The following is a 21369-nucleotide window of genomic DNA, read 5'->3' on the forward strand; positions in this document are numbered from 1 at the left end:
GGTCCAACGAGGAGTTTAAAGTTATTTGGGGGAGTTGGCAAGTGGCTCATTTAATTTATGTATGGCCCTACGGGCCATACATAAATTAAATGCCAAAACCTACATTATTAGTTTGCCATAAACAGGTATTTTCGGGGTGGCTTCAAAACGGAAGCTGGGACGAATAGGGTCATACCAATTCATAAAAAAATCCATAAATTAATTGAAAATCGTATGGATCCTAATAATGAATATCTGATTACAAATTTTGTGGGAAATAAGTTGAGTTATTATGTTTATTATCACGAGAAGTTTAAGAAGATTATGCAGCAACTAGAATTAAATCATAGACCACACGATTGCAGACATACCTTCGCAACCCTTATGGATAATGCTGATGCAAATAAATTATCAATCAAACGGATCATGGGTCACGCAGCTAAAGATATCACTGATAAAGTTTATACGCATAAAGATATCAAGCAGCTTCTTATGGCAATTGATAGGCTATAAGAAAGCTGCTTTTTGTAGCTTTGAAACAAAGTTTGATCAGAAAGGCATGACAAGCCCGGATAATACCCTAAACAAGACGAATCCATTTTGAAAAAAGGATTGATCAAAATGGATTCTCTCTTTGTGAAATGATATACAATTTTTATAAAAAGGTTTGACCATTTTCCTCCTTTTGTTGTTAAACAATCGCGCCCGATTCTGGCATAGTTTACAAACTTTGCTTATGTGATTGTAAAAGCGATAGAAACTTCTTTTTTGTATATGTATATACCGTTGGAATGGAGGTGTTTTCTGTCGCTACTTCATCTTCTAACTGTATATGATTGGCATTTATCTTTCTAATAACAAACATATTGCCTTCATACTCACCTTGACGGAAATTATCCAATGCAACAAAATCGTAAATGAGATTAAATGTTTCAATATCCATCATTTCGTCTTCGATAAATTTTTCAAACATACCTCCATCTTTACTCATCATTTCACCACCTTAGTGTATTTAACAAAATGGCCCGTTTGTTGCACTATCCCAATCCATCTTATCAATGTAATTGTATCAAACTTATTTTCAAAATCACAGCTTCTTTTTCTCTAAATTATTTGTCTGCTACTTGTATGTTACGTGTATGCTACGTGTGAATTTTCCCCTGTTTTTAAAGCACCGCATATACAGTAAAAACCCCCAACCATAGGTGGTTGAGGGATTTGTAAGTGTTGATTTATTAACGTTTTGAGAACTGAGGAGCTCTACGCGCACCTTTAAGTCCATATTTCTTTCTTTCCTTCATTCTTGGATCTCTCGTAAGGAGACCTGCACGCTTAAGTGGGCTACGGAACTCAGGGTCTACTTGGAGTAGCGCACGAGCGATTCCATGACGGATCGCGCCTGCTTGTCCTGTGTAACCTCCACCATTTACGTTTACTAAGATATTATAGCTTCCAAGTGTTTCAGTTGCTGCAAGTGGTTGTTTGATCACTTCACGCAATGTTTCAAATGGAATGTAGTCTTCTACTTCACGATTGTTGATTACGATACGGCCATCACCTGGTACTAAGCGTACGCGAGCAACGGAGCTCTTACGGCGACCTGTGCCATAGTATTGAACTTGTGCCAATCTATTTCCCTCCCTTTATTATCCGCGAAGCTCGTAAGTTTGCGGTTGTTGTGCTTGATGTGGATGCTCAGCTCCAGCATACACATGTAACTTTTTGAACATTTGACGTCCTAGAGTTCCTTTTGGAAGCATACCTTTAATAGCTAGCTCCAACATTTTCTCTGGATATTTTGTACGCATTTCATATGCAGTTCTTGTTTTTAATCCACCAGCATATCCTGTATGACGGTAGTAAAGTTTATCATTTAGTTTATTGCCTGTTAGTTCGATTTTTTCAGCGTTAATTAGAATAACATGGTCACCTGTGTCCACATGCGGTGTGAAAGTTGGTTTGTGCTTACCGCGCAAGATGGACGCAACTTCAGTAGCAAGACGACCTAGTGTTTTACCTTCGGCGTCAATCACGTACCATTTACGTTCAATCTCGCTGGCTTTAGCCATATACGTAGTACGCATTCATTACCCTCCTAAATTAAAAATTCCAAGTTCGTATTTATTTTCATCATAATAAGTTTCCGGGGCTTATCATGGAATTAAAACAATACCATAGGATATCTTACCGTTTTTCAGCCGTAAAGTCAAGAAAAAAATCAATACACCTGGTTAAGTTGTTAACAAGAAAAGCGGAAGGCGGTTGTTTAGGGGCGACAAGCAAATGTTCCTGAACCTAGGAAGGGCGGTTTTTCCCTTCCTAGGTTCAGGGTTATTTGACCTCGAGCCCCTACCGCCTGTAGCTAGACACCGAAGGATGAATCGATGTTGACTTACGCAAGCAGGTACCGAAAGTTTGCTAGGCGCTGGGCGCTGGAGCTGGACCAACACACTTTCCTTTCTAGAATACAAGCCTATCTATCCATTATATTCAACTTGCCATAAGTATAACCCTTGTGGTGGCGCTGTTTTTCCTGCAAGTTGTCGATCACGGCCTTGCAAGATTCCAAGCATATCGGAAGCTTTTCTTTTTCCAGATCCAACTTCTAATAATGTTCCTACGATGATTCGCACCATATTATGCAAAAAGCCATTCCCCGTAATGGTAAAGATGACCTCATCACCCTTGTTTTCCACCTTAATCTCACTTACTGTACGTACTTTATTCAATACTTCTGCCTTTGCTGAACAGAAACTTGTAAAATCATAAGTTCCTACCAAATGATTCGCAGCAAGTTTGACTTGATCCAAATCTAGCGAAAACGGATAATGTGTCGCGAAATGATGGCGAAAGGGATCTCTCGTCTTTTGGGTATATACCCTGTATTTATATGTTTTGTGACTTGCATCAAAACGAGCATGGAAATCTGAGCTAATCTTTTCGATATCCATTATCACAAGATCATCAGATAGTAATGCATTTAATCCCTTTTTCCATTGCTCTACGGAAATCTGCAAAGGAGAATCAAAGTGAATAACTTGTCCCTTTGCATGAACACCTGCATCAGTCCGCCCTGAACCTACAATCTTCACTATCTCACTCTTGTGCATCTTTGCTAAGGCTTTTTCCAATTCCGCTTGGATCGTGCGTCCATTTGGCTGAATTTGAAATCCCGAAAAAGCCGATCCATCATATGAAATTACTGCTTTATATCGTTGTAACTCCGCCATCCAATATCACGACCTTATTAAGACCAATAGAATTGCTAATACAATCAAAACGATTTCGATTAAAGTGTCTCTAGTTTGCCATTTCAAGACGCGATATTTCGTTCTACCTTCCCCACCCCGATAGCCTCTTGCTTCCATCGCTGTCGCTAGCTCCTCAGCACGTTTAAAAGCACTAACAAACAAAGGAACGAGTAAGGGAATAAAGGCCTGTATTCTTTGTTTCAGAGTTCCGCTCGAAAAGTCGACCCCTCTTGCCATTTGTGCCTTCATAATTTTGTCTGTTTCATCCATTAAAGTCGGGATAAAACGTAAAGATATGGACATCATCAAAGCAAGTTCATGAACCGGGAAACGAATTTTCTTCAAAGGGTGAAGCAAGCTTTCCAGCCCATCCGTCAAACTAATCGGTGTTGTTGTTAATGTTAATAATGACGTCATTAGAACAAGTAAAAAGAAGCGCAAGGAAATAAAGATACCCTGTCTAAGTCCTTCCTCATGAATCTTAATAAAACCAAGCGAAAATAGTACATCTCCCTCTTTATTAAAAAAGAGTTGTAAAAAGAAGGTAAACACGATTAAAAATAAAATCATTTTTAACCCATTAAATAAAAACCTAAGATTAATTTGTGATAAGAGGAGAATCGCCAAGACTAATAGTAGTACCACTCCATAAGTCGCTATGTTATTCGCAAGAAAGATAATACATATAAAGCCAAAGACAAATAGCAACTTTGCTCGTGGGTCAAGACGATGTAACAGAGAATTGCCCGGGATGTATCGTCCAAATATCATTTTCTCCATCATGAGAGAGCACCACGTTTCTGATATTCCTTTAGAGCCTCGGCTAGCTCCTCGATCGTCAAACATGTTCTGCCTAGCTTTTGTCCTGCTCTTTGTTCAAATAAATATTGAAACTTCACAACTTCTGGTACATCTAACCCCAATTTTAGTAAAGCTTGAGGATCCGAGAAGGTTGATCTTGGATCCGCCACTTGCTCGACTCTTCCATGGTTCATAATGACAATTTCATCCGCAAACTTAGAGGCATCCTCCATACTATGAGTGACGAGGATGGTCGATAAGTCCTTTTCTTTATGCAAACGGTAAAACATATCCATAATCTCTGTTCTGCCTCTTGGATCCAATCCGGCTGTTGGTTCATCCAAAACCAGAACATCTGGCTCCATCGCAAGTACTCCTGCAATCGCGACTCTTCTCATTTGACCCCCGGATAATTCAAAGGGGGATTTCTCTAGTATTTCCTTTGAAAGTCCTACTTCTGTAATTAAAGTTCTAGCACGTTCTTTCGCCTCTTCTTCAGGCACACCAAAATTGAGTGGCCCAAAGCAGATATCTTTTTCTACGGTTTCCTCAAATAATTGATGTTCTGGAAACTGAAAAACAATCCCTACTTTTTGTCTAATCGACTTTAAATTTTTTTCTTTCTTTTCTGCATCAATGACACGATCACCAATGATGACTTGTCCCTTTGTTGGTTGAATAAGCGCATTAAGATGTTGTAGAATAGTAGATTTTCCTGAACCTGTGTGGCCGATAATCGCGACAAAGATCCCCTGGGGGATAGATAGGTTTACATCCTGAATCGCAAGTCGTTCGAACGGAGTATTGATTTGATATTTATATTCTACTTGTCGAAGTGTAATGTCCATAATTCCTCCACCAATTCCGCATCTGTCAAATATTTCTCTGGTATAGTAAAGCCTTTTTGACGTAATGTGTGTGCCATCTTAATCGAAAAGGGCAGATCCAAGCCTAAATCAATTAATTCTTTGCCGAGCTGGAAGATATCATCTGGGCTACCTTCTTTGTATACCTCTCCCTTATTCATCACAATCATTTGATCTGCTTTTGCTGCCTCTTCTAAATCATGTGTAATGGAGATGACTGTTAAATCTTGTTCTTCTTTTAAGATACGAATGGTCTCTAATACTTCCTCTCGGCCAAGTGGATCAAGCATAGAAGTCGCTTCATCTAGTATAATCACTTGAGGTCGTAAAGCGATCACTCCAGCAATCGCCACTCTTTGCTTTTGTCCGCCTGAGAGATGATGTGGCTCTTGGTCAAGAAATTCCCCCATGGAAACACGCTCCAATGCATTTTGGACCCGTTCTTTCATTTCTAAAACTGGCACTCCATTGTTCTCCAGGCCAAAAGCCACATCATCTTGAACAGTAGAACCAACAAATTGATTATCAGGATTCTGGAACACCATACCGATTTGTCTCCGAATATCCCAGACTGTTTCATCACTTAATTGGTAGTTACCGACAAGAACCTTACCAGACTCAGGAAATTGTAAACCATTTAGAATTTTAGCAAGTGTTGATTTGCCTGATCCATTATGACCAACGATCGCAAGCCATTCCCCTTTTTCTACTGAAAAGGAAACATCATTTAATGCATACCTCTCTTGGCCTTCATATTTAAAAGAAATATTTTGAATCGAGATCACTGGTTCCTTTTCTTTCCCCATTCTTTTACTCCTCTCAACTCAACTATTGAAACAAACCGTAAGTTTCCTATTTAATCCATGCTCTAAGCTCTGTTACACCAGAATATTTTCAAAAAATCTGGAAATAGAAAAAAGCCTGCACCTCACTCCAGGAAACAGGTTTCTAGGTCCCCATTCCGATTCTTGAAGCACAGGGAGGAGGCGCATGAGCTAGACAGGACAAAGACAGTTCTCTGCCTATCGTAACGCTCCTTTTTAGCTTTATTAACATACAGAAATACTTATGATTGTTTCATAAAAGCAACGGTATTGGCCTTATTGTAAAAGTAAATCATCTTAAAAAAGGGAGAGGCGATATGTCTCTCCGCTTTATTAGACGTACATTAAACTAACTCAATAATCACCATTGGAGCCCCATCGCCACGACGTGGTCCAAGTTTCATAATGCGCGTATAACCGCCTTGTCGATCTGCATAACGAGGTGCAATATCAGCAAATAGCTTTTGTACAGCATCTTGTTTTGTTTCCTCATCCGCAATTTCATGGCGGACATATGCAGCAGCTTGTCTGCGTGCATGTAGATCCCCGCGTTTGCCTAGTGTAATCATTTTTTCAGCAACAGAGCGAAGTTCTTTTGCACGTGCCTCCGTTGTTTCTACACGTTCACTAATAATTAAATCAGTCGTTAGATCACGAAGCATTGCCTTCCGTTGTGAGCTAGTGCGACCTAATTTTCTATAAGCCATCTCGTTTTCCCTCCCTTGTTGAGTTCATTCTATTAGCATAAATTAAGCTGTAAAATTGGTGTGAAGCACGATCAATCGTCTTTACGTAAGCCGAGACCTAGATCATCCAATTTTGCTTTTACTTCCTCTAAGGATTTTCTTCCTAAATTCCGAACTTTCATCATATCTTCTTCAGACTTATTGGATAATTCCTGAACAGTGTTAATCCCAGCACGCTTTAGGCAGTTATAGGAACGAACGGAAAGATCAAGCTCTTCAATGGTCATTTCTAAGACTTTCTCTTTTTGGTCCTCTTCCTTTTCAACCATGATTTCCGCGTTTTGGGCTTCATCTGTTAGATTGACAAAGATATTTAAATGTTCGGTTAAAATCTTTGCACCTAAAGAAATAGATTCTTTTGGTCCAATACTACCGTCTGTCCAAACGTCCAAAGTTAATTTATCATAGTTTGTCATTTGACCCACACGAGTGTTTTCAACTTGATAATTCACTCTGGAAACCGGAGTAAAGATTGAATCTATTGGAATTACGCCAATTGGCAAATCTTCGCGCTTATTTTGATCAGCCGGTGTATAACCGCGTCCGCGTTTTGCAGACATACGTAAACGGAAATTAGCATTTTTTCCAAGTGTCGCAATGTGTAAATCTGGATTCAGAATTTCTACATCACTATCATGTAAAATATCTGAAGCTTTGACAACACCCTCACCTTGAGCATCAATTTCCAATGTTTTTTCTTCATCAGAATAGACTTTCATTGCGAGTTTCTTAATGTTCAGGATGATAGAGGTCACATCCTCCACTACCCCTTCAATTGTAGAGAATTCGTGTTGTACACCTTCCACTTGGATTGATGTTACAGCAGCACCTGGGAGAGAAGATAGCAGGATACGACGCAAGGAGTTACCCAAAGTTGTACCATATCCACGCTCTAGTGGTTCTACAACAAATTTTCCATATTTGGCATCATCGCTGATCTCAATCGTTTCAATTTTCGGCTTTTCCATTTCGATCATTCAAATATACCCTCCTTCAAAACGTCGAAATTTCGAAAGGTATTTTCGAAATTCCCCATGTTACATTCCCGTTTGTGCAACAACTGGATGAAGAATTGATTCTACTAGTCTAAATTCATATAGTACCCCAGTATACCCAAGGAATACGCTATTTATACAGAATCAAACACGACGACGTTTTGGTGGACGGCATCCGTTATGTGGAACAGGTGTTACATCTCTAATTGCTGTTACTTCAAGTCCTGCAGCTTGCAATGCACGAATCGCAGCTTCACGTCCAGCTCCAGGGCCTTTAACTGTTACTTCAAGAGATCTCATACCATGCTCCATTGAAACCTTTGCCGCTGTTTCTGCTGCCATTTGTGCTGCAAATGGAGTAGATTTACGAGAACCTTTAAAACCAAGTGCACCAGCTGAAGACCAAGAAATAGCATTCCCTTGTGCATCTGTAATCGTAACAATTGTATTGTTAAAAGTAGAACGAATGTGAGCAATGCCTGATTCTATGTGCTTTTTCACACGACGTTTACGAGTGGTAGTTTTTGTTTTACGAGCCATGTTAATCTGTTACCTCCTTTACGATCGATTATTTTTTCTTACCTGCAACTGTTTTACGTGGGCCTTTACGCGTACGAGCGTTGTTCTTTGTATGTTGTCCACGAACAGGAAGACCACGACGATGACGAAGACCACGATAAGAACCAATTTCCATTAGACGTTTTACGTTTAAGGAAACTTCACGACGAAGATCCCCTTCTACTTTCAAACGATCGACGATATCACGGATTTTACTTAGTTCATCATCAGTTAAGTCACGAACACGCGTATCTTCAGAAACACCTGCTTCAGCTAGAACTTTAGAAGCTGTGCTTTTGCCAATTCCAAAAATGTAAGTTAATGCGATGACTACACGCTTTTCACGTGGAATGTCTACACCAGCAATACGTGCCATTATTCACTTGCACCTCCTTGTTATCCTTGTTTTTGTTTATGTTTTGGATTTTCACAAATCACCATGACCTTGCCTTTTCTGCGAATAACTTTACATTTCTCACAGATTGGTTTGACTGATGGTCTAACTTTCATTGTTTAAAACCTCCTTATGTTCGGAGTGCATGATTTATTTAAAACGGTATGTGATTCTTCCGCGTGTCAAATCATATGGGGAAAGCTCTACAGTTACTTTATCACCAGGCAATATGCGAATATAATTCATGCGGATCTTGCCCGAAACATGTGCAAGTACCGTATGGCCATTTTCCAACTCTACCTTGAACATTGCATTTGGCAGAGTATCCACGACAGTCCCTTCCACTTCAATTACATCTTCTTTCGCCATCAAATCCGTCTCCCTTCTCTACAACATCCAGAATCTCTTCTACAAAATTGGTAAGTGCCCATCGCAATTTCCCGTTTGTTACTCTACCCGCCTCTGTTAAGCTGTCTCGAACTTCTGAAGAAACATAGTCGTAAAGTGTTAGATGTTGGATATTCTTCTTCTTGGGACGATCAAATTTCCTTCGATCGCCATCAGCAATAAGAACAAATTTCTCATCAGCCGCATTTATGATAATCGCGAATTGTCCTGCATCTCGCCCCTTATTAATAAGTACAATTTGACCTATTCGGGGTGTCGAATCAGAGTCATTCAACCAAATCACCTGCACTCAAATTTTAGTTAAAATCTCATAACCTGTTTCTGTAATGGCAACTGTATGTTCAAAATGGGTACATACTTTTCCATCAACTGTGACGACAGTCCAGTTATCCGCCAAAGTTTTGACGTAACGGGTTCCTGCGTTTACCATTGGTTCAACACAAAATACCATTCCGGGTTTCAAACGAGGGCCTTTATTGGGTGGACCAAAGTGAGGGATATCTGGGTCCTCATGTAAATCTTGGCCAATTCCATGCCCAACGTATTCACGAACGATAGAATAACCTTCAGATTCTACGTATTTTTGAATGGCATGGGATATATTAGAAAGACGAACCTCTGGCTTAGCCTCATTTAAGCCCATGTATAAGGACTTTTCTGTAACATCAAGAAGTTTCTGGGTTTCATCATCAATTTCGCCAACTGCATAGGTCCAGGCTGAATCGCCATGATAACCATTATATCGAGCCCCAATATCAAGACTGATTATATCGCCCTTTTCTAACACCCGTTTTCCTGGTATGCCATGCACCAGTTCATCATTAACAGAAGTGCAAATACTACCTGGAAATCCGTTATAACCTTTAAAAGAAGGATAGGCATCATGTTCCTTAATAAACTTCTCAGCTATCGTATCCAATTCCTTCGTCGTAACTCCAGGTTGGATATATTTCTTAAGTTCTTGGAACGTAAGTGCAACAATCTTTCCAGCATCTCGCATAATATCAATTTCGCGAGGGGTTTTGCAAATAATCATTATACCAAACCTTTTAGCAAAGAATCAATATCTGCGAAAACTTGATTAATATGCTGCCTGCCATTGATATTTTTCAAATAACCTTTTGCTTGATAGAAATCAAGAAGTGGTTGTGTTTGTTGAAGATTAACCTCAAGACGATTTTGAACAGTTTCAGCATTATCATCTGCTCTTTGATACAGTTTCCCACCACAGCGGTCACAAACACCCTCTTCTGCTGGCGGGTTAAATACAAGATGATAAGTGGTTCCACAATTTTCGCAAATTCGACGCCCCGTAAGACGCTCCATCAAAATCTCTTTATCCACTTGAATGTTAATGACAAAGTCAATTTTCTTGCCGATTTCATCGAGAATCGCCTCAAGGGCTTCCGCTTGTGCAACAGTTCGTGGAAAACCATCCAAGAGAAAACCATTCTCACAGTCTGGCTTATTCAATCGCTCTTGAACAATACCAATTGTCACTTCATCTGGTACAAGTGCTCCTTGATCCATAAAGGATTTAGCTTTTAGTCCAAGCTCTGTCCCTTCATTTATTGCTGCACGGAACATATCTCCAGTAGAAATATGTGGTGTCCCATATTTTTCTACAATTTTATCGGCCTGAGTACCTTTCCCGGCACCTGGAAGGCCCATTAAAACTAAATTCATCCGTAATGCCCCCAAGCATCTAAATGGAGACAGGAACAAAGGAAGCCTTGTTCCTAAAACCATTTCGATTATTTAATGAAGCCTTTATAGTGACGCTTCACCAGCTGGGCTTCCAATTGTTTCATCGTATCAAGTGCAACTCCCACAACAATCAATAGGCTAGTTCCACCTATTTGAACTGACTCTGGTAACCCCGCAAATTTAATAAAGAAGACCGGCAATATCGAAACCGCCGCAAGGAAAATCGATCCTACAAAAGTTAATCGATATAAAACATTTGTTAGATAGGTTTGCGTGTTTCTCCCAGGACGTATCCCTGGTATATAACCACCTTGCTTCTTCAAATTTTCGGCTACTTTTTCGGGATTCACTTGAACAAATGCATAAAAATAACTAAACGCAATGATAAGTGCGAAAAAGATGGTCATTCCTATTGGCTTTGTATGATCAAAAATATACTGAATGGTTCCAGCTGTTTTTCCGGAAGAGAAAAAAGTAGCAATGGTTTGCGGCGTAACCATAAAAGCACTGGCAAAGATGACAGGAATTACGCCCGCAGCATTTACTTTTAATGGCAAATGTGTATTCTGCCCTCCCACCGGATTGCGTCCATCTACTCTTTTGGCGTATTGAATAGGAATCTTGCGCAACGCCTGTTGAACGAAGACAACTCCTACTACAATCGCAATCACAACTAACACAAGCAGTAATAAAACGGTAATACGTAAGAAGAGCTGCTCGCCTGGACTTTCAAACTGCTGTGCATAAATTTGGTTTACAGAAGTTGGAATGGCAGCAACAATCCCAGCAAAGATAATAATGGAAATTCCATTTCCTACCCCTTTTGCTGTAATTTCTTCTCCAAGCCACATAAGAAATGCCGTACCAGCTGTAAGGACGATTGCAATGATTGCATATGTCATAATACTAGGATCCTTAATTAACTGTAGACCCGTCATTCGGTTGAATCCAAACGATAACCCAATAGCTTGAATGAGTGCAAGAACAATTGTGAAATAGCGCGTAAACTGTGCAAGCTTACGTCGACCCATTTCACCTTGCTTTGACCACTCTGTAAATTTGGGTACGACATCCATTTGTAGTAATTGAACAATGATAGACGCTGTAATATAAGGCATAATTCCCATCGCAAAGATAGAGAAGTTTTGCAGAGCTCCACCACCAAAGATGTTCATGAATCCAAATAGACTTGCTTGGTCCTGAAGTTTTAATACTTCAGGGTCTACACCGGGAACCGGAATAAAAGCTCCTAGGCGAAATACAACTAACATTAGTAAGGTGAATAAAATCTTTCTACGAATATCACCTACACGCATAAAGTTGGAGATTGTCTGAAACATGAATTAGATCACCTCAGTTTTACCGCCTGCAGCTTCAATTGCGTCTTTGGCAGCAGAGGAAAATTTATTCGCTTTGACTGTGAGCTTTTTCTCGATGTTGCCATTAGCAAGAATTTTAATACCTGACTTTTCATTTCGAACGATTCCCGACTCAATAAGAAGTTCCGGAGTTACTTCCGTACCATCTTCAAAACGGTTAAGAGTATCCAAATTTACAACGGCAAACTCTTTACGGTTAATATTGGTAAAACCACGTTTTGGTAAACGCTGGAATAATGGTGTTTGACCACCTTCAAATCCCAAGCGAACCCCTCCGCCTGATCGAGAATTTTGACCTTTTTGTCCTCTACCGGAAGTTTTTCCGTTTCCAGAACCAATACCTCGACCTACACGATTACGTGTTTTACGGGAACCTTCAGCAGATTTCAATTCATGAAGTTTCATAGTTGGCACCTCCTTATCTTAAAAAAATAAGATTATTGTTCTTTAACAGAAACTAGATGGGAAACCTTATGAACCATACCACGAATGGTTTCATTATCATCATGTTCAACTGTTTGGTTAACCTTTTTTAGTCCTAATGCTTTAACCGTTTCACGTTGACTTTCTGTACGGCCAATAAGACTGCGAGTAAGGGTAATTGCTAATTTATTTGCCATTATTAATCCCCCCTTAACCTAACAGTTCTTCTACTGTTTTATTACGTAATTTCGCAACGTCCTCAGCACGTTTTAAATTTTTGATTCCCTCGATTGTAGCACGAACCATATTGATTGGTGTGCTTGAACCAAATGATTTAGACGTAATATCTGCAATCCCAGCAAGTTCAAGTACCGCACGAACAGGTCCTCCAGCAATAACTCCAGTACCTTCGCTACCTGGTTTAAGTAAGATTTGTCCGCCACCAAAACGGCCAATGATCTCGTGTGGAATTGTCGTACCAACTAGAGGTACTTCCACCATGTTTTTCTTAGCATCTTCAATGGCCTTACGAATGGCATCAGGAACTTCCTGTGCCTTTCCAGTACCAAAGCCAACATGTCCGTTTTTATCTCCTACAACAACAAGTGCAGTAAAACGGAAGCGGCGACCACCCTTAACAACTTTTGCTACACGGTTAACTGTTACAACACGTTCTTCAAGTTCAAGTTTGTTAGCATCGAATTGACGCATCTATCGTTTCCCTCCTTCTTATTAAAATTCCAAGCCGTTTTCACGGGCAGCTTCGGCTAATGCTTTGATTCTTCCGTGATATAAATATCCGCCTCGATCAAATACAACTGATTTATAGCCTTTATCAGAAGCGCGTTTTGCAATGAGTGCTCCTACTTGCTTAGCACCTTCCACATTCCCTGCAGACTTTAAATTAAGTTCTTTATCAAGGGTAGATGCACTTGCTAATGTCACGCCTTTTTCATCGTCAATCAATTGTGCATAGATGTTCTGATTAGAACGATATACGTTCAAACGCGGACGCATTTCAGTACCACTCAATTTTGATCTTACGCGGGCATGTCTTTTTTTACGTACCTTGTTTTTATCTTGTTTGGTGATCAATATGAGTCACTCCTTTCAGTACCTAAGCGGCATTATTTACCAGTTTTACCCTCTTTACGACGAACCATTTCACCTTCGTAACGAATTCCTTTACCTTTATAAGGCTCAGGTGGACGAACGGCACGAATGTTTGAAGCTAATGCACCCACATTTTCTTTATGGTAGCCTTTAATGACAATTTTAGTGTTGCTTGGAACTTCGATTTCAGTTCCTTCCTCAGGTTCGAACTCAACTGGATGTGAGTAACCGACATTCAAAACAAGTTTATTGCCTTGTTTTTGAGCACGGTAACCAACACCCACAAGCTCCAAGCCTTTTTCAAAGCCTTTAGAAACACCATCAACCATGTTCGCAACTAGAGAACGGGTTGTTCCGTGCATAGAGCGGTGTTCTTTAGAATCAGATGGACGAGTTACGTTAATAACATTGCCCTCAATATTAATACTGATATCTGAATTAAATGTATTTGTTAATTCACCTTTTGGCCCTTTAACAATTAGGGTATCTCCGTTCTGTTCAACTGTTACGCCAGAAGGAATTTCGATTGGTTTTTTCCCTATACGAGACATATTGCTGTCGCACCTCCGTTCTTCAGAAGATTATTACCATACATACGCGAGAATTTCTCCGCCTACTTGCTTCGCTCTTGCTTCTTTATCCGTTAACACGCCCTGAGACGTAGAAACTATTGCGATACCAAGACCATTAAGTACTTTCGGTACATCATTAGCCTTTACATAAACCCGTAATCCGGGCTTGCTGATTCGCTTTAGACCTGTAATTACTCGCTCATTATTTGGACCGTATTTTAAGAAAATACGAATAATACCTTGCTTATTATCTTCGATGTATTCCACATCGCGAACAAATCCTTCTTGTTTAAGGATCTCAGCGACACCTTTTTTAATATTTGAAGCTGGAACTTCCAATTTTTCATGTCGTACCATATTCGCATTGCGGATACGTGTAAGCAAATCTGCAATTGGATCAGTCATAACCATTTACATTTACCTCCTTCCCAGTATCGGTCTTACCAGCTGGCTTTCTTAACGCCAGGAATTTGACCTTTATATGCTAGTTCACGGAAACAAATACGACAAAGTTTAAATTTACGAATGACAGAATGTGGACGACCACATCTTTCACAGCGTGTGTACTCTTGAACTTTAAACTTCGGTGTACGTTTCTGTTTTACGATCATTGATTTCTTAGCCACGTTTTCGCCTCCCTTATTTAGCGATTACTTTTGGAATGGCATTCCAAATGCAGTCAATAATTCACGAGCTTCTTCATCGGTTTTCGCCGTAGTGACGATCACAATGTCCATACCGCGAACTTTGTTCACTTTATCATAATCAATTTCAGGGAAGATTAACTGTTCTCTAACACCAAGTGTATAGTTTCCGCGACCATCAAATGCTTTCTTGGAAATTCCACGGAAGTCACGTACACGTGGGAGAGATACTGAAATTAATTTATCAAAGAAATCATACATACGCTCTCCACGAAGCGTTACTTTTGCTCCAATTGGCATCCCTTCACGTAGACGGAAACCTGCGATAGAGTTTTTCGCTTTCGTTACAACTGGCTTTTGACCAGTAATAAGACCAAGTTCCTCTACAGCATTGTCAAGCACTTTTGCATTTTGAACAGCATCCCCAACACCCATGTTGATGACGATTTTTTCAATCTTAGGGACTTCCATTACAGATTTATAATTAAACTTGCTCACTAGAGCTGGTGTAATATCTTTATCAAATTTTTCCTTTAGGCGGTTCATGTCGTGTACCTCCCTTCATCTGCTTACTTTATGATCTTTTTCTCAACATCTTTATCAAGGATTTCACCGGATTTTTTAGAAACACGGACGTTTACTTGTTTTTCAACGCCATCCTTGCCTTTAATGGTTACACGTTTATAACCGATTCTTGTCGGTTCATTTGTCTTTGGATCGATTACCATAACATTAGAAACATGGATCGCAGCTTCACGAGAATCAATTCCACCTTGTGGATTTTCTTGTGATGGCTTAGAGTGCTTCTTCACAATATTTACACCTTCAACAAGCACGCGGTCTTTTTGAGGGTAAGCAGCAAGCACTGTACCAGTTTTTCCTTTGTCTTTACCTGTGATAACCATTACTTTATCGCCAGACTTAATTTGCATTGCATCGCACCTCCTTGAGTAACCGTATCATGGATTTATTAAAGAACCTCTGGAGCCAGAGAGATGATTTTCATGAAATTCCTATCGCGTAGTTCACGTGCAACTGGTCCGAAGATACGCGTTCCACGAGGTGCTTTATCATCACGAATGATGACACAGGCATTTTCATCAAACTTAATATAAGATCCATCAGGACGACGTGCGCCACTCTTAGTGCGAACAATAACAGCTTTTACAACGTCACCTTTTTTGACAACGCCACCTGGTGTTGCGTGTTTGACTGTACAGACAACAACATCACCAATATTAGCTGTTTTACGACCTGAGCCACCTAAGACCTTAATGGTAAGTACTTCACGTGCACCAGAATTGTCAGCAACTTTCATTCTAGATTCTTGTTGAATCATCTAGTTTACCTCCCTTCGGAAAGCATGTATCCGAATCATGTCATTAAATAATGATTGCTTTCTCAACAACCTCTTCCAAACGAAAGCGTTTTGTAGCTGATAGTGGACGAGTTTCCATAATCCGCACTACATCACCGATTTTCGCTTCGTTGTGTTCATCATGAGCTTTAAACTTCTTAGAATACTTCACACGTTTGCCGTACAAAGAATGTTTTTTGTAAGTTTCAACCATAACAGTAATGGTTTTATCCATTTTGTCCGAAACCACTTTTCCTGTATAAACTTTACGCTGATTGCGTTCACTCATTTTCCGCTAACCTCCTCTCCGGTTATCAATTGTTAACTTCAGCCTCTAATTCTCTTTCACGAACGACAGTTTTCAATCGAGCAATTGATTTGCGAACTTCGCGAAGGCGGGCAGTATTTTCAAGTTGCCCAGTAGCTAGTTGGAAGCGAAGGTTAAATAATTCTTCCTTCAAGGATTTTACGTTTTGTTCAATTTCGGCAGTGGTTAGATCACGGATTTCTTTAGCCTTCATTTGGTTCACCACCAATTTCTTCTCGTTTTACAAATTTCGTTTTAATCGGAAGTTTATGTGCAGCTAGTCGAAGGGCTTCTCTTGCTACTTCTTCAGGAACCCCAGCAATTTCAAACATAATCTTTCCAGGTTTTACAACAGCTACCCATCCTTCAGGTGCCCCTTTACCAGACCCCATCCGAACTTCTAAAGGTTTAGCTGTATATGGCTTGTGAGGGAAAATTTTAATCCACACTTTACCGCCACGTTTCATATAACGAGTCATCGCAATTCTCGCTGCTTCAATTTGACGGCTTGTAATCCAAGAAGCTTCTGTAGCTTGTAGACCGTAATCTCCAAATGAAACTTCTGTTCCACCTTTAGCACGGCCACGCATTTTACCGCGATGTTCACGACGATATTTCACACGTTTAGGCATTAACATGGTTATTTTCCTCCTTCCACAGATTTTTTCTTTTCTGGAAGGATCTCTCCACGATAAATCCATACTTTCACACCAAGCTTACCATAGGTAGTGTCTGCTTCAGCATGAGCATAATCTATATCAGCACGAAGTGTATGAAGTGGAACAGTTCCTTCGCTGTAATGTTCAGCACGAGCTATATCGGCTCCACCAAGACGACCCGACACCATTGTTCTAATACCATCTGCACCTGCACGCATAGTACGTTGAATAGCTTGCTTTTGCGCACGACGGAAAGATACACGGTTTTCTAATTGGCGTGCAATGTTTTCTGCCACCAATTTCGCATCAAGATCAGCCTTTTTAATTTCAATAATGTTAATATGAACTCTTTTGTTTGTAAGTTTATTTAGAGCTTTACGTAAAGCTTCTACTTCACTACCACCTTTACCGATAACCATGCCAGGCTTGGCAGTGTGGACCGTGATATTTACGCGATTTGCAGCACGTTCAATTTCAACACGTGATACAGATGCATCAGCTAGACGCTTTGTAATATATTCGCGAATTTTAATATCCTCATGCAATAACGTTGCATACTCTTTGTCGGCATACCATTTTGATTCCCAGTCACGAATAACACCGATACGCATACCGATTGGATTAACTTTTTGACCCACGTATTACCCCTCCTTCTTTTCAGATAGCACAATTGTGATATGGCTTGTGCGTTTGTTAATTTGACTTGCACGACCTTGTGCACGTGGACGAAATCTTTTCATTGTTGGTCCTTCATCAACATAAGCTTGAGAAACCAATAGATTATTAATGTCCATATCATAGTTATGTTCTGCATTTGCGATCGCAGAATTTAACAGTTTTTCCACGATTGGGGAGGCAGCTTTCGGAGTTAGTTTCAAAATCGAAACTGCTTCGCCCACTTGCTTTCCTCGAATAAGATCAACGACGAGACGTGCTTTACGAGGAGCAATTCGTACTGTTTTAGCAACGGCCTTAGCTTGCATTATGTTGCCCTCCTCTCATTAGCGTTTAGTTTTTCTATCGTCCCCGGCATGACCTCTGTAAGTGCGGGTTGGTGCAAATTCACCAAGTTTATGGCCTACCATATCTTCACTAATATAAACCGGTACATGCTTACGACCATCGTAGACTGCAATTGTGTGTCCAACAAAGCTAGGGAAAATCGTTGAACGACGAGACCAAGTTTTCACAACTTGCTTTTTGTCACCTTCATTCAATTTTTCCACTTTTGCGAGCAAATGTTCATCTGCGAATGGGCCTTTTTTTAGGCTGCGTCCCATACTAGAACCTCCCTTCGTGATTGTGCTACGGCCCTATCTTCGAACCGTAGTTCAATCTCGTTATTTTTTACGACGACGTACGATGAATTTATCTGTTGTATGATTTTTCTTACGTGTTTTATAACCAATTGTTGGTTTACCCCAAGGTGTAACAGGTGATTTACGGCCAATTGGTGTACGTCCTTCCCCACCACCATGTGGATGGTCATTCGGGTTCATAACAGATCCACGAACGTGTGGACGTTTGCCTTGCCAACGTGAGCGTCCGGCTTTTCCTACATTCACAAGCTCATGTTGTTCATTACCTACTTGACCAACAGAAGCACGGCAAGTAGCAAGAATCATTCGAACCTCACCAGAATTCAAACGAACTAAAACATATTTTGTACCTTCTTTACCTAGAACTTGAGCAGAAGTTCCTGCAGAGCGAACCAATTGTCCACCTCTACCTGGTTTCAATTCAATATTGTGTACAAAAGTACCCACTGGAATGTTAGCCAATGGAAGGGCATTTCCGACTTTAATATCTGCTTCTGGCCCAGACATTACTTCCATACCCACTTTAAGGTTTTTAGGGGCAAGTATATAACGTTTCTCCCCATCATGATAATGAATTAATGCAATGTTTGCGGAACGGTTTGGATCATATTCGATTGTAGCAACGCGTCCTGGTATACCATCTTTGATTCGTTTAAAATCAATTACACGATACTGACGCTTATGTCCACCGCCGCGATGACGAACTGTCATTCTACCTTGATTGTTACGGCCGCCTTTTCTGTTAAGAGGCTCAAGCAAAGTTTTCTCTGGTTTGTCAGTCGTAATTTCAGAGAAATCCAAACCTGTCATATTACGACGTCCGTTTGAGGTAGGTTTGTATTTTTTGATCGCCATTTTGTTCCCTCCTCTTTCTATAATTTATGCCGGATTACACTTCGAAAAATTCAATTTCATTGCTATCTTCAGTTAGAGTTACAACAGCTTTACGGCGCTTGTTTGTATAGCCAACGAAACGGCCCATGCGCTTGAATTTCCCTTTATAATTAAGGACATTAACTTTTTCAACTTTCACGTCAAAAATTTGCTCTACAGCATTTTTGATCAGTGTTTTATTCGCCTTAACGTCTACTTCAAAAGTGTACTTTTTGTCAGCCGTTTGTTCCATAGAACGTTCTGTAATGATGGGGCGCTTAATAACATCACGTACATCCATTACCCAAGCACCTCCTCTACTTTTTCAACTGCAGCTTTCGTCAAGATCAATGTTTGATGATTGCTGACATCCAATACATTCAAGTTAGATGCATCGATAACAGTTACTCCAGGAATATTTCTTCCGGATAACTCAACATTCTCATTCACAGTGTCTGTAACGACTAAAGCTTTTTTACCAACTGGAAGATTTGCTAATACTTTAACAAATTCTTTTGTTTTTGGTGTATCAAAGTTAAGTGATTCTAGTACAACAAGACTTTCCTCACGAACCTTTGTTGATAATGCCGATTTAATGGCTAAACGACGAACTTTTTTCGGAAGTTTGTAGCTGTAGCTACGTGGAACAGGACCAAATACAGTACCACCGCCACGCCATTGTGGAGAACGAATAGATCCTTGACGAGCACGACCAGTACCTTTTTGGCGCCATGGTTTTGCACCGCCGCCACGTACTTCTGAACGATTTTTTACTTTTGCAGTTCCTTGTCTTAAGGAAGCTCTTTGCATAACAATTGCTTCAAACAATACACTATTGTTTGGTTCAATTCCAAAAACAGATTCATTAAGGTCAATATCCCCAACCTTAGAGCCTGCTTGACTATATAATGTTACTTTCGGCATTCTTGTTTCCTCCTTTCTATGAATGTATTACTTCACTTTAATTCCTGTTTTCACTTCTAGTAATGCTTTCTTAGGTCCAGGTACGTTCCCTTTTACTAAGATAAGGTTACGTTCTGCATCAACCTTTACAATTGGAAGGTTTTGAATGGTAATTCTTTCTCCACCCATGCGACCAGGCAATGCCTTTTGTTTGAAAACACGTGCAGGGTCAACTGCCCCCATTGAACCAGGTCTTCTATGATAACGAGAACCGTGGGACATAGGTCCACGAGATTGGCCATGACGTTTGATAGCACCTTGGAATCCTTTCCCCTTAGAAATCCCTGATACATCTACTAGATCGCCTTCCGCGAAAATATCTACTTTGACTTCTTGACCAACTTCATACTCATTTATATTTACTCCGTTAAATTCACGGATGAAGCGCTTAGGTGCAGTGTTTGCTTTCGCAACATGTCCTTTTTCCGGTTTGTTTGAAAGAATATCACGTTTCTCTTCAAAACCAAGTTGCACAGCTTCATATCCATCTGTTTCAATCGTCTTCTTTTGAAGTACTACGTTTGGGGCAGCTTCAATGACTGTAACAGGGATCAATTCACCATTTTCAGCAAAAACCTGCGTCATACCAATCTTTCTACCCAAGATTCCTTTGGTCATAAGTCACACCTCCTGATTTTCATTTAAAGTTTATTTATTATAGTTTAATTTCAATGTCAACGCCTGACGGCAAGTCTAATCTCATTAGTGAGTCTACTGTTTGTGGAGTAGGATTATTAATATCGATTAGACGTTTATGTGTACGCATCTCAAATTGTTCACGAGAATCCTTATATTTGTGCACCGCACGAAGAATTGTGTAAACAGTTTTCTCAGTTGGCAATGGAATCGGCCCTGAGACACTTGCACCTGAACGCTTTGAAGTTTCAACAATCTTTTCAGCTGATTGATCCAAAATTCTATGATCATAAGCTTTTAATCTGATACGAATCTTTTGTTTTGCCATTACTTTCCCTCCTTTTTCGCCTATTTTTAAAATAGACTTACTCCGTGAAAATTTCCCACACACTCGCCATGGCAAAGCGGCCGGGTGTGTCAGCAACCTTCCACATCATCGCAGTCAAAGACCAACATTATTCATTATACAGAAATTGAAACCTAGATGCAATAACAATCTATATAATTTCAATAATGATTCACCTAAATGATTATACAAAGTTTTTCACTAAGAAACAAGTTCGTAAATAATGGAAGAATTTAATTGAGGTATTTT

The 21369-nt window shown here is 40.0% G+C and carries 39 protein-coding genes; 1 reads left to right on the forward strand and 38 read right to left on the reverse strand.

The window, feature by feature from the left end; genetic code table 11:
* Nucleotides 1-117: 117 nt before the first annotated feature.
* Nucleotides 118-492 (forward strand): tyrosine-type recombinase/integrase, encoded by a 375-nt coding sequence (locus KI363_RS15755; RefSeq protein WP_281414139.1) that lies wholly within the window; start codon nucleotides 118-120, stop codon nucleotides 490-492.
* Between the two features lie 208 nt (nucleotides 493-700).
* Here the strand turns inward: KI363_RS15755 and KI363_RS15760 are convergent, their stop codons facing one another.
* The 38 genes from KI363_RS15760 to rpsJ all read right to left on the reverse strand — a co-directional run bounded on the left by KI363_RS15760 (nucleotide 701) and on the right by rpsJ (nucleotide 21102).
* On the reverse strand, nucleotides 701-970 hold the full coding sequence (locus KI363_RS15760; RefSeq protein WP_102414332.1) for a hypothetical protein: 270 nt from the start codon (nucleotides 968-970) through the stop codon (nucleotides 701-703).
* Nucleotides 971-1214: 244 nt separating this feature from the next.
* Complete coding sequence (rpsI, locus tag KI363_RS15765) at nucleotides 1215-1607, reverse strand: 30S ribosomal protein S9 (protein WP_158323176.1); 393 nt, start codon at nucleotides 1605-1607, stop codon at nucleotides 1215-1217.
* Between the two features lie 18 nt (nucleotides 1608-1625).
* Nucleotides 1626-2063, reverse strand: coding sequence for a 50S ribosomal protein L13 (gene rplM, locus KI363_RS15770; RefSeq protein ID WP_212966950.1), 438 nt, complete (start codon nucleotides 2061-2063; stop codon nucleotides 1626-1628).
* Nucleotides 2064-2456: 393 nt separating this feature from the next.
* Nucleotides 2457-3209, reverse strand: a complete 753-nt coding sequence (truA, locus tag KI363_RS15775; RefSeq protein ID WP_212966951.1) for a tRNA pseudouridine(38-40) synthase TruA — start codon at nucleotides 3207-3209, stop codon at nucleotides 2457-2459.
* 6 nt (nucleotides 3210-3215) lie between these two features.
* Nucleotides 3216-4013 carry an energy-coupling factor transporter transmembrane component T family protein gene (locus KI363_RS15780; RefSeq protein WP_212966952.1) on the reverse strand — a complete coding sequence of 266 codons (798 nt, stop codon included), beginning with the start codon at nucleotides 4011-4013 and terminating at the stop codon, nucleotides 3216-3218.
* Nucleotides 4010-4879, reverse strand: coding sequence for an energy-coupling factor ABC transporter ATP-binding protein (locus KI363_RS15785; protein ID WP_212966953.1), 870 nt, complete (start codon nucleotides 4877-4879; stop codon nucleotides 4010-4012). Before KI363_RS15785 ends, KI363_RS15780 begins: the two co-directional genes overlap by 4 nt.
* Complete coding sequence (locus tag KI363_RS15790; protein WP_212966954.1) at nucleotides 4855-5703, reverse strand: energy-coupling factor ABC transporter ATP-binding protein; 849 nt, start codon at nucleotides 5701-5703, stop codon at nucleotides 4855-4857. Before KI363_RS15790 ends, KI363_RS15785 begins: the two co-directional genes overlap by 25 nt.
* A 362-nt stretch (nucleotides 5704-6065) precedes the next feature.
* Nucleotides 6066-6428 (reverse strand): 50S ribosomal protein L17, encoded by a 363-nt coding sequence (gene rplQ, locus KI363_RS15795; protein WP_158323170.1) that lies wholly within the window; start codon nucleotides 6426-6428, stop codon nucleotides 6066-6068.
* A gap of 71 nt (nucleotides 6429-6499) precedes the next feature.
* Nucleotides 6500-7444: a DNA-directed RNA polymerase subunit alpha gene (locus tag KI363_RS15800; protein ID WP_057985590.1), complete on the reverse strand. Its 945-nt coding sequence runs from the start codon at nucleotides 7442-7444 to the stop codon at nucleotides 6500-6502.
* Nucleotides 7445-7606: 162 nt separating this feature from the next.
* Entirely contained in the window at nucleotides 7607-8002 is a 396-nt protein-coding gene (gene rpsK / locus KI363_RS15805) for a 30S ribosomal protein S11 (RefSeq protein ID WP_158323169.1), read from the reverse strand.
* Nucleotides 8003-8030: 28 nt separating this feature from the next.
* The gene (gene rpsM, locus KI363_RS15810) at nucleotides 8031-8396 is read right to left on the reverse strand and encodes a 30S ribosomal protein S13 (RefSeq protein ID WP_158323168.1); all 366 of its coding nucleotides are present in this window, start codon (nucleotides 8394-8396) and stop codon (nucleotides 8031-8033) included.
* 20 nt (nucleotides 8397-8416) lie between these two features.
* A complete protein-coding gene (rpmJ, locus tag KI363_RS15815; protein ID WP_003156543.1) occupies nucleotides 8417-8530 on the reverse strand; it encodes a 50S ribosomal protein L36 in 114 nt (37 codons plus the stop codon).
* A 34-nt stretch (nucleotides 8531-8564) separates the two neighbouring features.
* A complete protein-coding gene (gene infA / locus KI363_RS15820) occupies nucleotides 8565-8783 on the reverse strand; it encodes a translation initiation factor IF-1 (RefSeq protein WP_057985584.1) in 219 nt (72 codons plus the stop codon).
* On the reverse strand, nucleotides 8761-9096 hold the full coding sequence (locus tag KI363_RS15825) for a KOW domain-containing RNA-binding protein (protein ID WP_158323167.1): 336 nt from the start codon (nucleotides 9094-9096) through the stop codon (nucleotides 8761-8763). The genes infA and KI363_RS15825 overlap by 23 nt, the downstream gene beginning before the upstream one ends.
* 15 nt (nucleotides 9097-9111) lie before the next feature.
* Nucleotides 9112-9858, reverse strand: a complete 747-nt coding sequence (gene map / locus KI363_RS15830) for a type I methionyl aminopeptidase (protein ID WP_158323166.1) — start codon at nucleotides 9856-9858, stop codon at nucleotides 9112-9114.
* Nucleotides 9858-10508, reverse strand: a complete 651-nt coding sequence (locus tag KI363_RS15835; protein WP_158323165.1) for an adenylate kinase — start codon at nucleotides 10506-10508, stop codon at nucleotides 9858-9860. Before KI363_RS15835 ends, map begins: the two co-directional genes overlap by 1 nt.
* Before the next feature lie 68 nt (nucleotides 10509-10576).
* A complete protein-coding gene (gene secY, locus KI363_RS15840; protein WP_212966955.1) occupies nucleotides 10577-11869 on the reverse strand; it encodes a preprotein translocase subunit SecY in 1293 nt (430 codons plus the stop codon).
* A gap of 3 nt (nucleotides 11870-11872) precedes the next feature.
* Entirely contained in the window at nucleotides 11873-12313 is a 441-nt protein-coding gene (rplO, locus tag KI363_RS15845; protein ID WP_158323163.1) for a 50S ribosomal protein L15, read from the reverse strand.
* 32 nt (nucleotides 12314-12345) lie between these two features.
* Nucleotides 12346-12528 (reverse strand): 50S ribosomal protein L30, encoded by a 183-nt coding sequence (gene rpmD / locus KI363_RS15850; protein WP_057985572.1) that lies wholly within the window; start codon nucleotides 12526-12528, stop codon nucleotides 12346-12348.
* A gap of 13 nt (nucleotides 12529-12541) precedes the next feature.
* Nucleotides 12542-13042, reverse strand: coding sequence for a 30S ribosomal protein S5 (gene rpsE / locus KI363_RS15855; protein WP_158323162.1), 501 nt, complete (start codon nucleotides 13040-13042; stop codon nucleotides 12542-12544).
* A 21-nt stretch (nucleotides 13043-13063) separates the two neighbouring features.
* Complete coding sequence (rplR, locus tag KI363_RS15860) at nucleotides 13064-13426, reverse strand: 50S ribosomal protein L18 (RefSeq protein WP_158323161.1); 363 nt, start codon at nucleotides 13424-13426, stop codon at nucleotides 13064-13066.
* A 32-nt stretch (nucleotides 13427-13458) separates the two neighbouring features.
* A complete protein-coding gene (gene rplF, locus KI363_RS15865) occupies nucleotides 13459-13995 on the reverse strand; it encodes a 50S ribosomal protein L6 (RefSeq protein ID WP_158323160.1) in 537 nt (178 codons plus the stop codon).
* A 33-nt stretch (nucleotides 13996-14028) separates the two neighbouring features.
* The gene (gene rpsH, locus KI363_RS15870; protein ID WP_158323159.1) at nucleotides 14029-14427 is read right to left on the reverse strand and encodes a 30S ribosomal protein S8; all 399 of its coding nucleotides are present in this window, start codon (nucleotides 14425-14427) and stop codon (nucleotides 14029-14031) included.
* Between the two features lie 29 nt (nucleotides 14428-14456).
* Nucleotides 14457-14642: a 30S ribosomal protein S14 gene (rpsN, locus tag KI363_RS15875; RefSeq protein WP_057985563.1), complete on the reverse strand. Its 186-nt coding sequence runs from the start codon at nucleotides 14640-14642 to the stop codon at nucleotides 14457-14459.
* A 24-nt stretch (nucleotides 14643-14666) separates the two neighbouring features.
* Complete coding sequence (gene rplE, locus KI363_RS15880) at nucleotides 14667-15206, reverse strand: 50S ribosomal protein L5 (protein WP_158323158.1); 540 nt, start codon at nucleotides 15204-15206, stop codon at nucleotides 14667-14669.
* 23 nt (nucleotides 15207-15229) lie between these two features.
* Entirely contained in the window at nucleotides 15230-15592 is a 363-nt protein-coding gene (rplX, locus tag KI363_RS15885; RefSeq protein ID WP_158323157.1) for a 50S ribosomal protein L24, read from the reverse strand.
* 38 nt (nucleotides 15593-15630) lie between these two features.
* Complete coding sequence (rplN, locus tag KI363_RS15890) at nucleotides 15631-15999, reverse strand: 50S ribosomal protein L14 (RefSeq protein ID WP_158323156.1); 369 nt, start codon at nucleotides 15997-15999, stop codon at nucleotides 15631-15633.
* Between the two features lie 43 nt (nucleotides 16000-16042).
* Nucleotides 16043-16306 carry a 30S ribosomal protein S17 gene (rpsQ, locus tag KI363_RS15895; RefSeq protein WP_158323155.1) on the reverse strand — a complete coding sequence of 88 codons (264 nt, stop codon included), beginning with the start codon at nucleotides 16304-16306 and terminating at the stop codon, nucleotides 16043-16045.
* A gap of 25 nt (nucleotides 16307-16331) precedes the next feature.
* Nucleotides 16332-16538: a 50S ribosomal protein L29 gene (gene rpmC, locus KI363_RS15900; protein ID WP_057985553.1), complete on the reverse strand. Its 207-nt coding sequence runs from the start codon at nucleotides 16536-16538 to the stop codon at nucleotides 16332-16334.
* On the reverse strand, nucleotides 16528-16962 hold the full coding sequence (rplP, locus tag KI363_RS15905; protein ID WP_158323154.1) for a 50S ribosomal protein L16: 435 nt from the start codon (nucleotides 16960-16962) through the stop codon (nucleotides 16528-16530). Before rplP ends, rpmC begins: the two co-directional genes overlap by 11 nt.
* A 2-nt stretch (nucleotides 16963-16964) precedes the next feature.
* Nucleotides 16965-17621: a 30S ribosomal protein S3 gene (gene rpsC / locus KI363_RS15910; RefSeq protein ID WP_158323153.1), complete on the reverse strand. Its 657-nt coding sequence runs from the start codon at nucleotides 17619-17621 to the stop codon at nucleotides 16965-16967.
* 3 nt (nucleotides 17622-17624) lie between these two features.
* The gene (gene rplV, locus KI363_RS15915) at nucleotides 17625-17966 is read right to left on the reverse strand and encodes a 50S ribosomal protein L22 (protein ID WP_158323152.1); all 342 of its coding nucleotides are present in this window, start codon (nucleotides 17964-17966) and stop codon (nucleotides 17625-17627) included.
* An 18-nt stretch (nucleotides 17967-17984) separates the two neighbouring features.
* Complete coding sequence (gene rpsS, locus KI363_RS15920) at nucleotides 17985-18263, reverse strand: 30S ribosomal protein S19 (RefSeq protein ID WP_158323151.1); 279 nt, start codon at nucleotides 18261-18263, stop codon at nucleotides 17985-17987.
* 60 nt (nucleotides 18264-18323) lie between these two features.
* Entirely contained in the window at nucleotides 18324-19157 is an 834-nt protein-coding gene (gene rplB, locus KI363_RS15925; protein ID WP_158323150.1) for a 50S ribosomal protein L2, read from the reverse strand.
* A 34-nt stretch (nucleotides 19158-19191) separates the two neighbouring features.
* A complete protein-coding gene (gene rplW / locus KI363_RS15930; protein WP_158323149.1) occupies nucleotides 19192-19476 on the reverse strand; it encodes a 50S ribosomal protein L23 in 285 nt (94 codons plus the stop codon).
* On the reverse strand, nucleotides 19476-20099 hold the full coding sequence (gene rplD / locus KI363_RS15935; RefSeq protein WP_158323148.1) for a 50S ribosomal protein L4: 624 nt from the start codon (nucleotides 20097-20099) through the stop codon (nucleotides 19476-19478). Before rplD ends, rplW begins: the two co-directional genes overlap by 1 nt.
* Before the next feature lie 27 nt (nucleotides 20100-20126).
* The gene (gene rplC / locus KI363_RS15940) at nucleotides 20127-20756 is read right to left on the reverse strand and encodes a 50S ribosomal protein L3 (RefSeq protein WP_212966956.1); all 630 of its coding nucleotides are present in this window, start codon (nucleotides 20754-20756) and stop codon (nucleotides 20127-20129) included.
* A gap of 37 nt (nucleotides 20757-20793) precedes the next feature.
* Nucleotides 20794-21102 (reverse strand): 30S ribosomal protein S10, encoded by a 309-nt coding sequence (gene rpsJ, locus KI363_RS15945; RefSeq protein WP_158323146.1) that lies wholly within the window; start codon nucleotides 21100-21102, stop codon nucleotides 20794-20796.
* Nucleotides 21103-21369 lie beyond the last annotated feature (267 nt).

This window comes from Lederbergia ruris (assembly GCF_018332955.1).
In the GTDB taxonomy this organism is placed as follows: Bacteria; Bacillota; Bacilli; order Bacillales; family Bacillaceae_C; genus Lederbergia; species Lederbergia ruris.

What these genes read in the sequence shown, in the direction of transcription:
- rpmC (WP_057985553.1), bottom strand. Translation starts at nt 16,538, where the DNA reads ATGAAGGCTAAAGAAATCCGTGATCTAACCACTGCCGAAATTGAACAA.
- rpsE (WP_158323162.1), bottom strand. Translation starts at nt 13,042, where the DNA reads ATGCGTCAATTCGATGCTAACAAACTTGAACTTGAAGAACGTGTTGTA.
- rpsS (WP_158323151.1), bottom strand. Translation starts at nt 18,263, where the DNA reads ATGGGACGCAGCCTAAAAAAAGGCCCATTCGCAGATGAACATTTGCTC.
- infA (WP_057985584.1), bottom strand. Translation starts at nt 8,783, where the DNA reads ATGGCGAAAGAAGATGTAATTGAAGTGGAAGGGACTGTCGTGGATACT.
- truA (WP_212966951.1), bottom strand. Translation starts at nt 3,209, where the DNA reads ATGGCGGAGTTACAACGATATAAAGCAGTAATTTCATATGATGGATCG.
- rpsH (WP_158323159.1), bottom strand. Translation starts at nt 14,427, where the DNA reads ATGGTTATGACTGATCCAATTGCAGATTTGCTTACACGTATCCGCAAT.
- KI363_RS15800 (WP_057985590.1), bottom strand. Translation starts at nt 7,444, where the DNA reads ATGATCGAAATGGAAAAGCCGAAAATTGAAACGATTGAGATCAGCGAT.
- rplX (WP_158323157.1), bottom strand. Translation starts at nt 15,592, where the DNA reads ATGCAAATTAAGTCTGGCGATAAAGTAATGGTTATCACAGGTAAAGAC.
- KI363_RS15785 (WP_212966953.1), bottom strand. Translation starts at nt 4,879, where the DNA reads ATGGACATTACACTTCGACAAGTAGAATATAAATATCAAATCAATACT.
- rplB (WP_158323150.1), bottom strand. Translation starts at nt 19,157, where the DNA reads ATGGCGATCAAAAAATACAAACCTACCTCAAACGGACGTCGTAATATG.
- rpsQ (WP_158323155.1), bottom strand. Translation starts at nt 16,306, where the DNA reads ATGAGTGAACGCAATCAGCGTAAAGTTTATACAGGAAAAGTGGTTTCG.
- rplF (WP_158323160.1), bottom strand. Translation starts at nt 13,995, where the DNA reads ATGTCTCGTATAGGGAAAAAACCAATCGAAATTCCTTCTGGCGTAACA.
- KI363_RS15780 (WP_212966952.1), bottom strand. Translation starts at nt 4,013, where the DNA reads ATGATGGAGAAAATGATATTTGGACGATACATCCCGGGCAATTCTCTG.
- secY (WP_212966955.1), bottom strand. Translation starts at nt 11,869, where the DNA reads ATGTTTCAGACAATCTCCAACTTTATGCGTGTAGGTGATATTCGTAGA.
- rplV (WP_158323152.1), bottom strand. Translation starts at nt 17,966, where the DNA reads ATGCAAGCTAAGGCCGTTGCTAAAACAGTACGAATTGCTCCTCGTAAA.
- rpsJ (WP_158323146.1), bottom strand. Translation starts at nt 21,102, where the DNA reads ATGGCAAAACAAAAGATTCGTATCAGATTAAAAGCTTATGATCATAGA.
- rplD (WP_158323148.1), bottom strand. Translation starts at nt 20,099, where the DNA reads ATGCCGAAAGTAACATTATATAGTCAAGCAGGCTCTAAGGTTGGGGAT.
- rplC (WP_212966956.1), bottom strand. Translation starts at nt 20,756, where the DNA reads ATGACCAAAGGAATCTTGGGTAGAAAGATTGGTATGACGCAGGTTTTT.
- rplE (WP_158323158.1), bottom strand. Translation starts at nt 15,206, where the DNA reads ATGAACCGCCTAAAGGAAAAATTTGATAAAGATATTACACCAGCTCTA.
- rplM (WP_212966950.1), bottom strand. Translation starts at nt 2,063, where the DNA reads ATGCGTACTACGTATATGGCTAAAGCCAGCGAGATTGAACGTAAATGG.
- rpmD (WP_057985572.1), bottom strand. Translation starts at nt 12,528, where the DNA reads ATGGCAAATAAATTAGCAATTACCCTTACTCGCAGTCTTATTGGCCGT.
- rpsM (WP_158323168.1), bottom strand. Translation starts at nt 8,396, where the DNA reads ATGGCACGTATTGCTGGTGTAGACATTCCACGTGAAAAGCGTGTAGTC.
- rplO (WP_158323163.1), bottom strand. Translation starts at nt 12,313, where the DNA reads ATGAAACTTCATGAATTGAAATCTGCTGAAGGTTCCCGTAAAACACGT.
- map (WP_158323166.1), bottom strand. Translation starts at nt 9,858, where the DNA reads ATGATTATTTGCAAAACCCCTCGCGAAATTGATATTATGCGAGATGCT.
- rpsK (WP_158323169.1), bottom strand. Translation starts at nt 8,002, where the DNA reads ATGGCTCGTAAAACAAAAACTACCACTCGTAAACGTCGTGTGAAAAAG.
- KI363_RS15790 (WP_212966954.1), bottom strand. Translation starts at nt 5,703, where the DNA reads ATGGGGAAAGAAAAGGAACCAGTGATCTCGATTCAAAATATTTCTTTT.
- rplP (WP_158323154.1), bottom strand. Translation starts at nt 16,962, where the DNA reads ATGTTAATGCCTAAACGTGTGAAATATCGTCGTGAACATCGCGGTAAA.
- rplW (WP_158323149.1), bottom strand. Translation starts at nt 19,476, where the DNA reads ATGGATGTACGTGATGTTATTAAGCGCCCCATCATTACAGAACGTTCT.
- rplQ (WP_158323170.1), bottom strand. Translation starts at nt 6,428, where the DNA reads ATGGCTTATAGAAAATTAGGTCGCACTAGCTCACAACGGAAGGCAATG.
- rpmJ (WP_003156543.1), bottom strand. Translation starts at nt 8,530, where the DNA reads ATGAAAGTTAGACCATCAGTCAAACCAATCTGTGAGAAATGTAAAGTT.
- KI363_RS15835 (WP_158323165.1), bottom strand. Translation starts at nt 10,508, where the DNA reads ATGAATTTAGTTTTAATGGGCCTTCCAGGTGCCGGGAAAGGTACTCAG.
- rplN (WP_158323156.1), bottom strand. Translation starts at nt 15,999, where the DNA reads ATGATTCAACAAGAATCTAGAATGAAAGTTGCTGACAATTCTGGTGCA.
- KI363_RS15760 (WP_102414332.1), bottom strand. Translation starts at nt 970, where the DNA reads ATGAGTAAAGATGGAGGTATGTTTGAAAAATTTATCGAAGACGAAATG.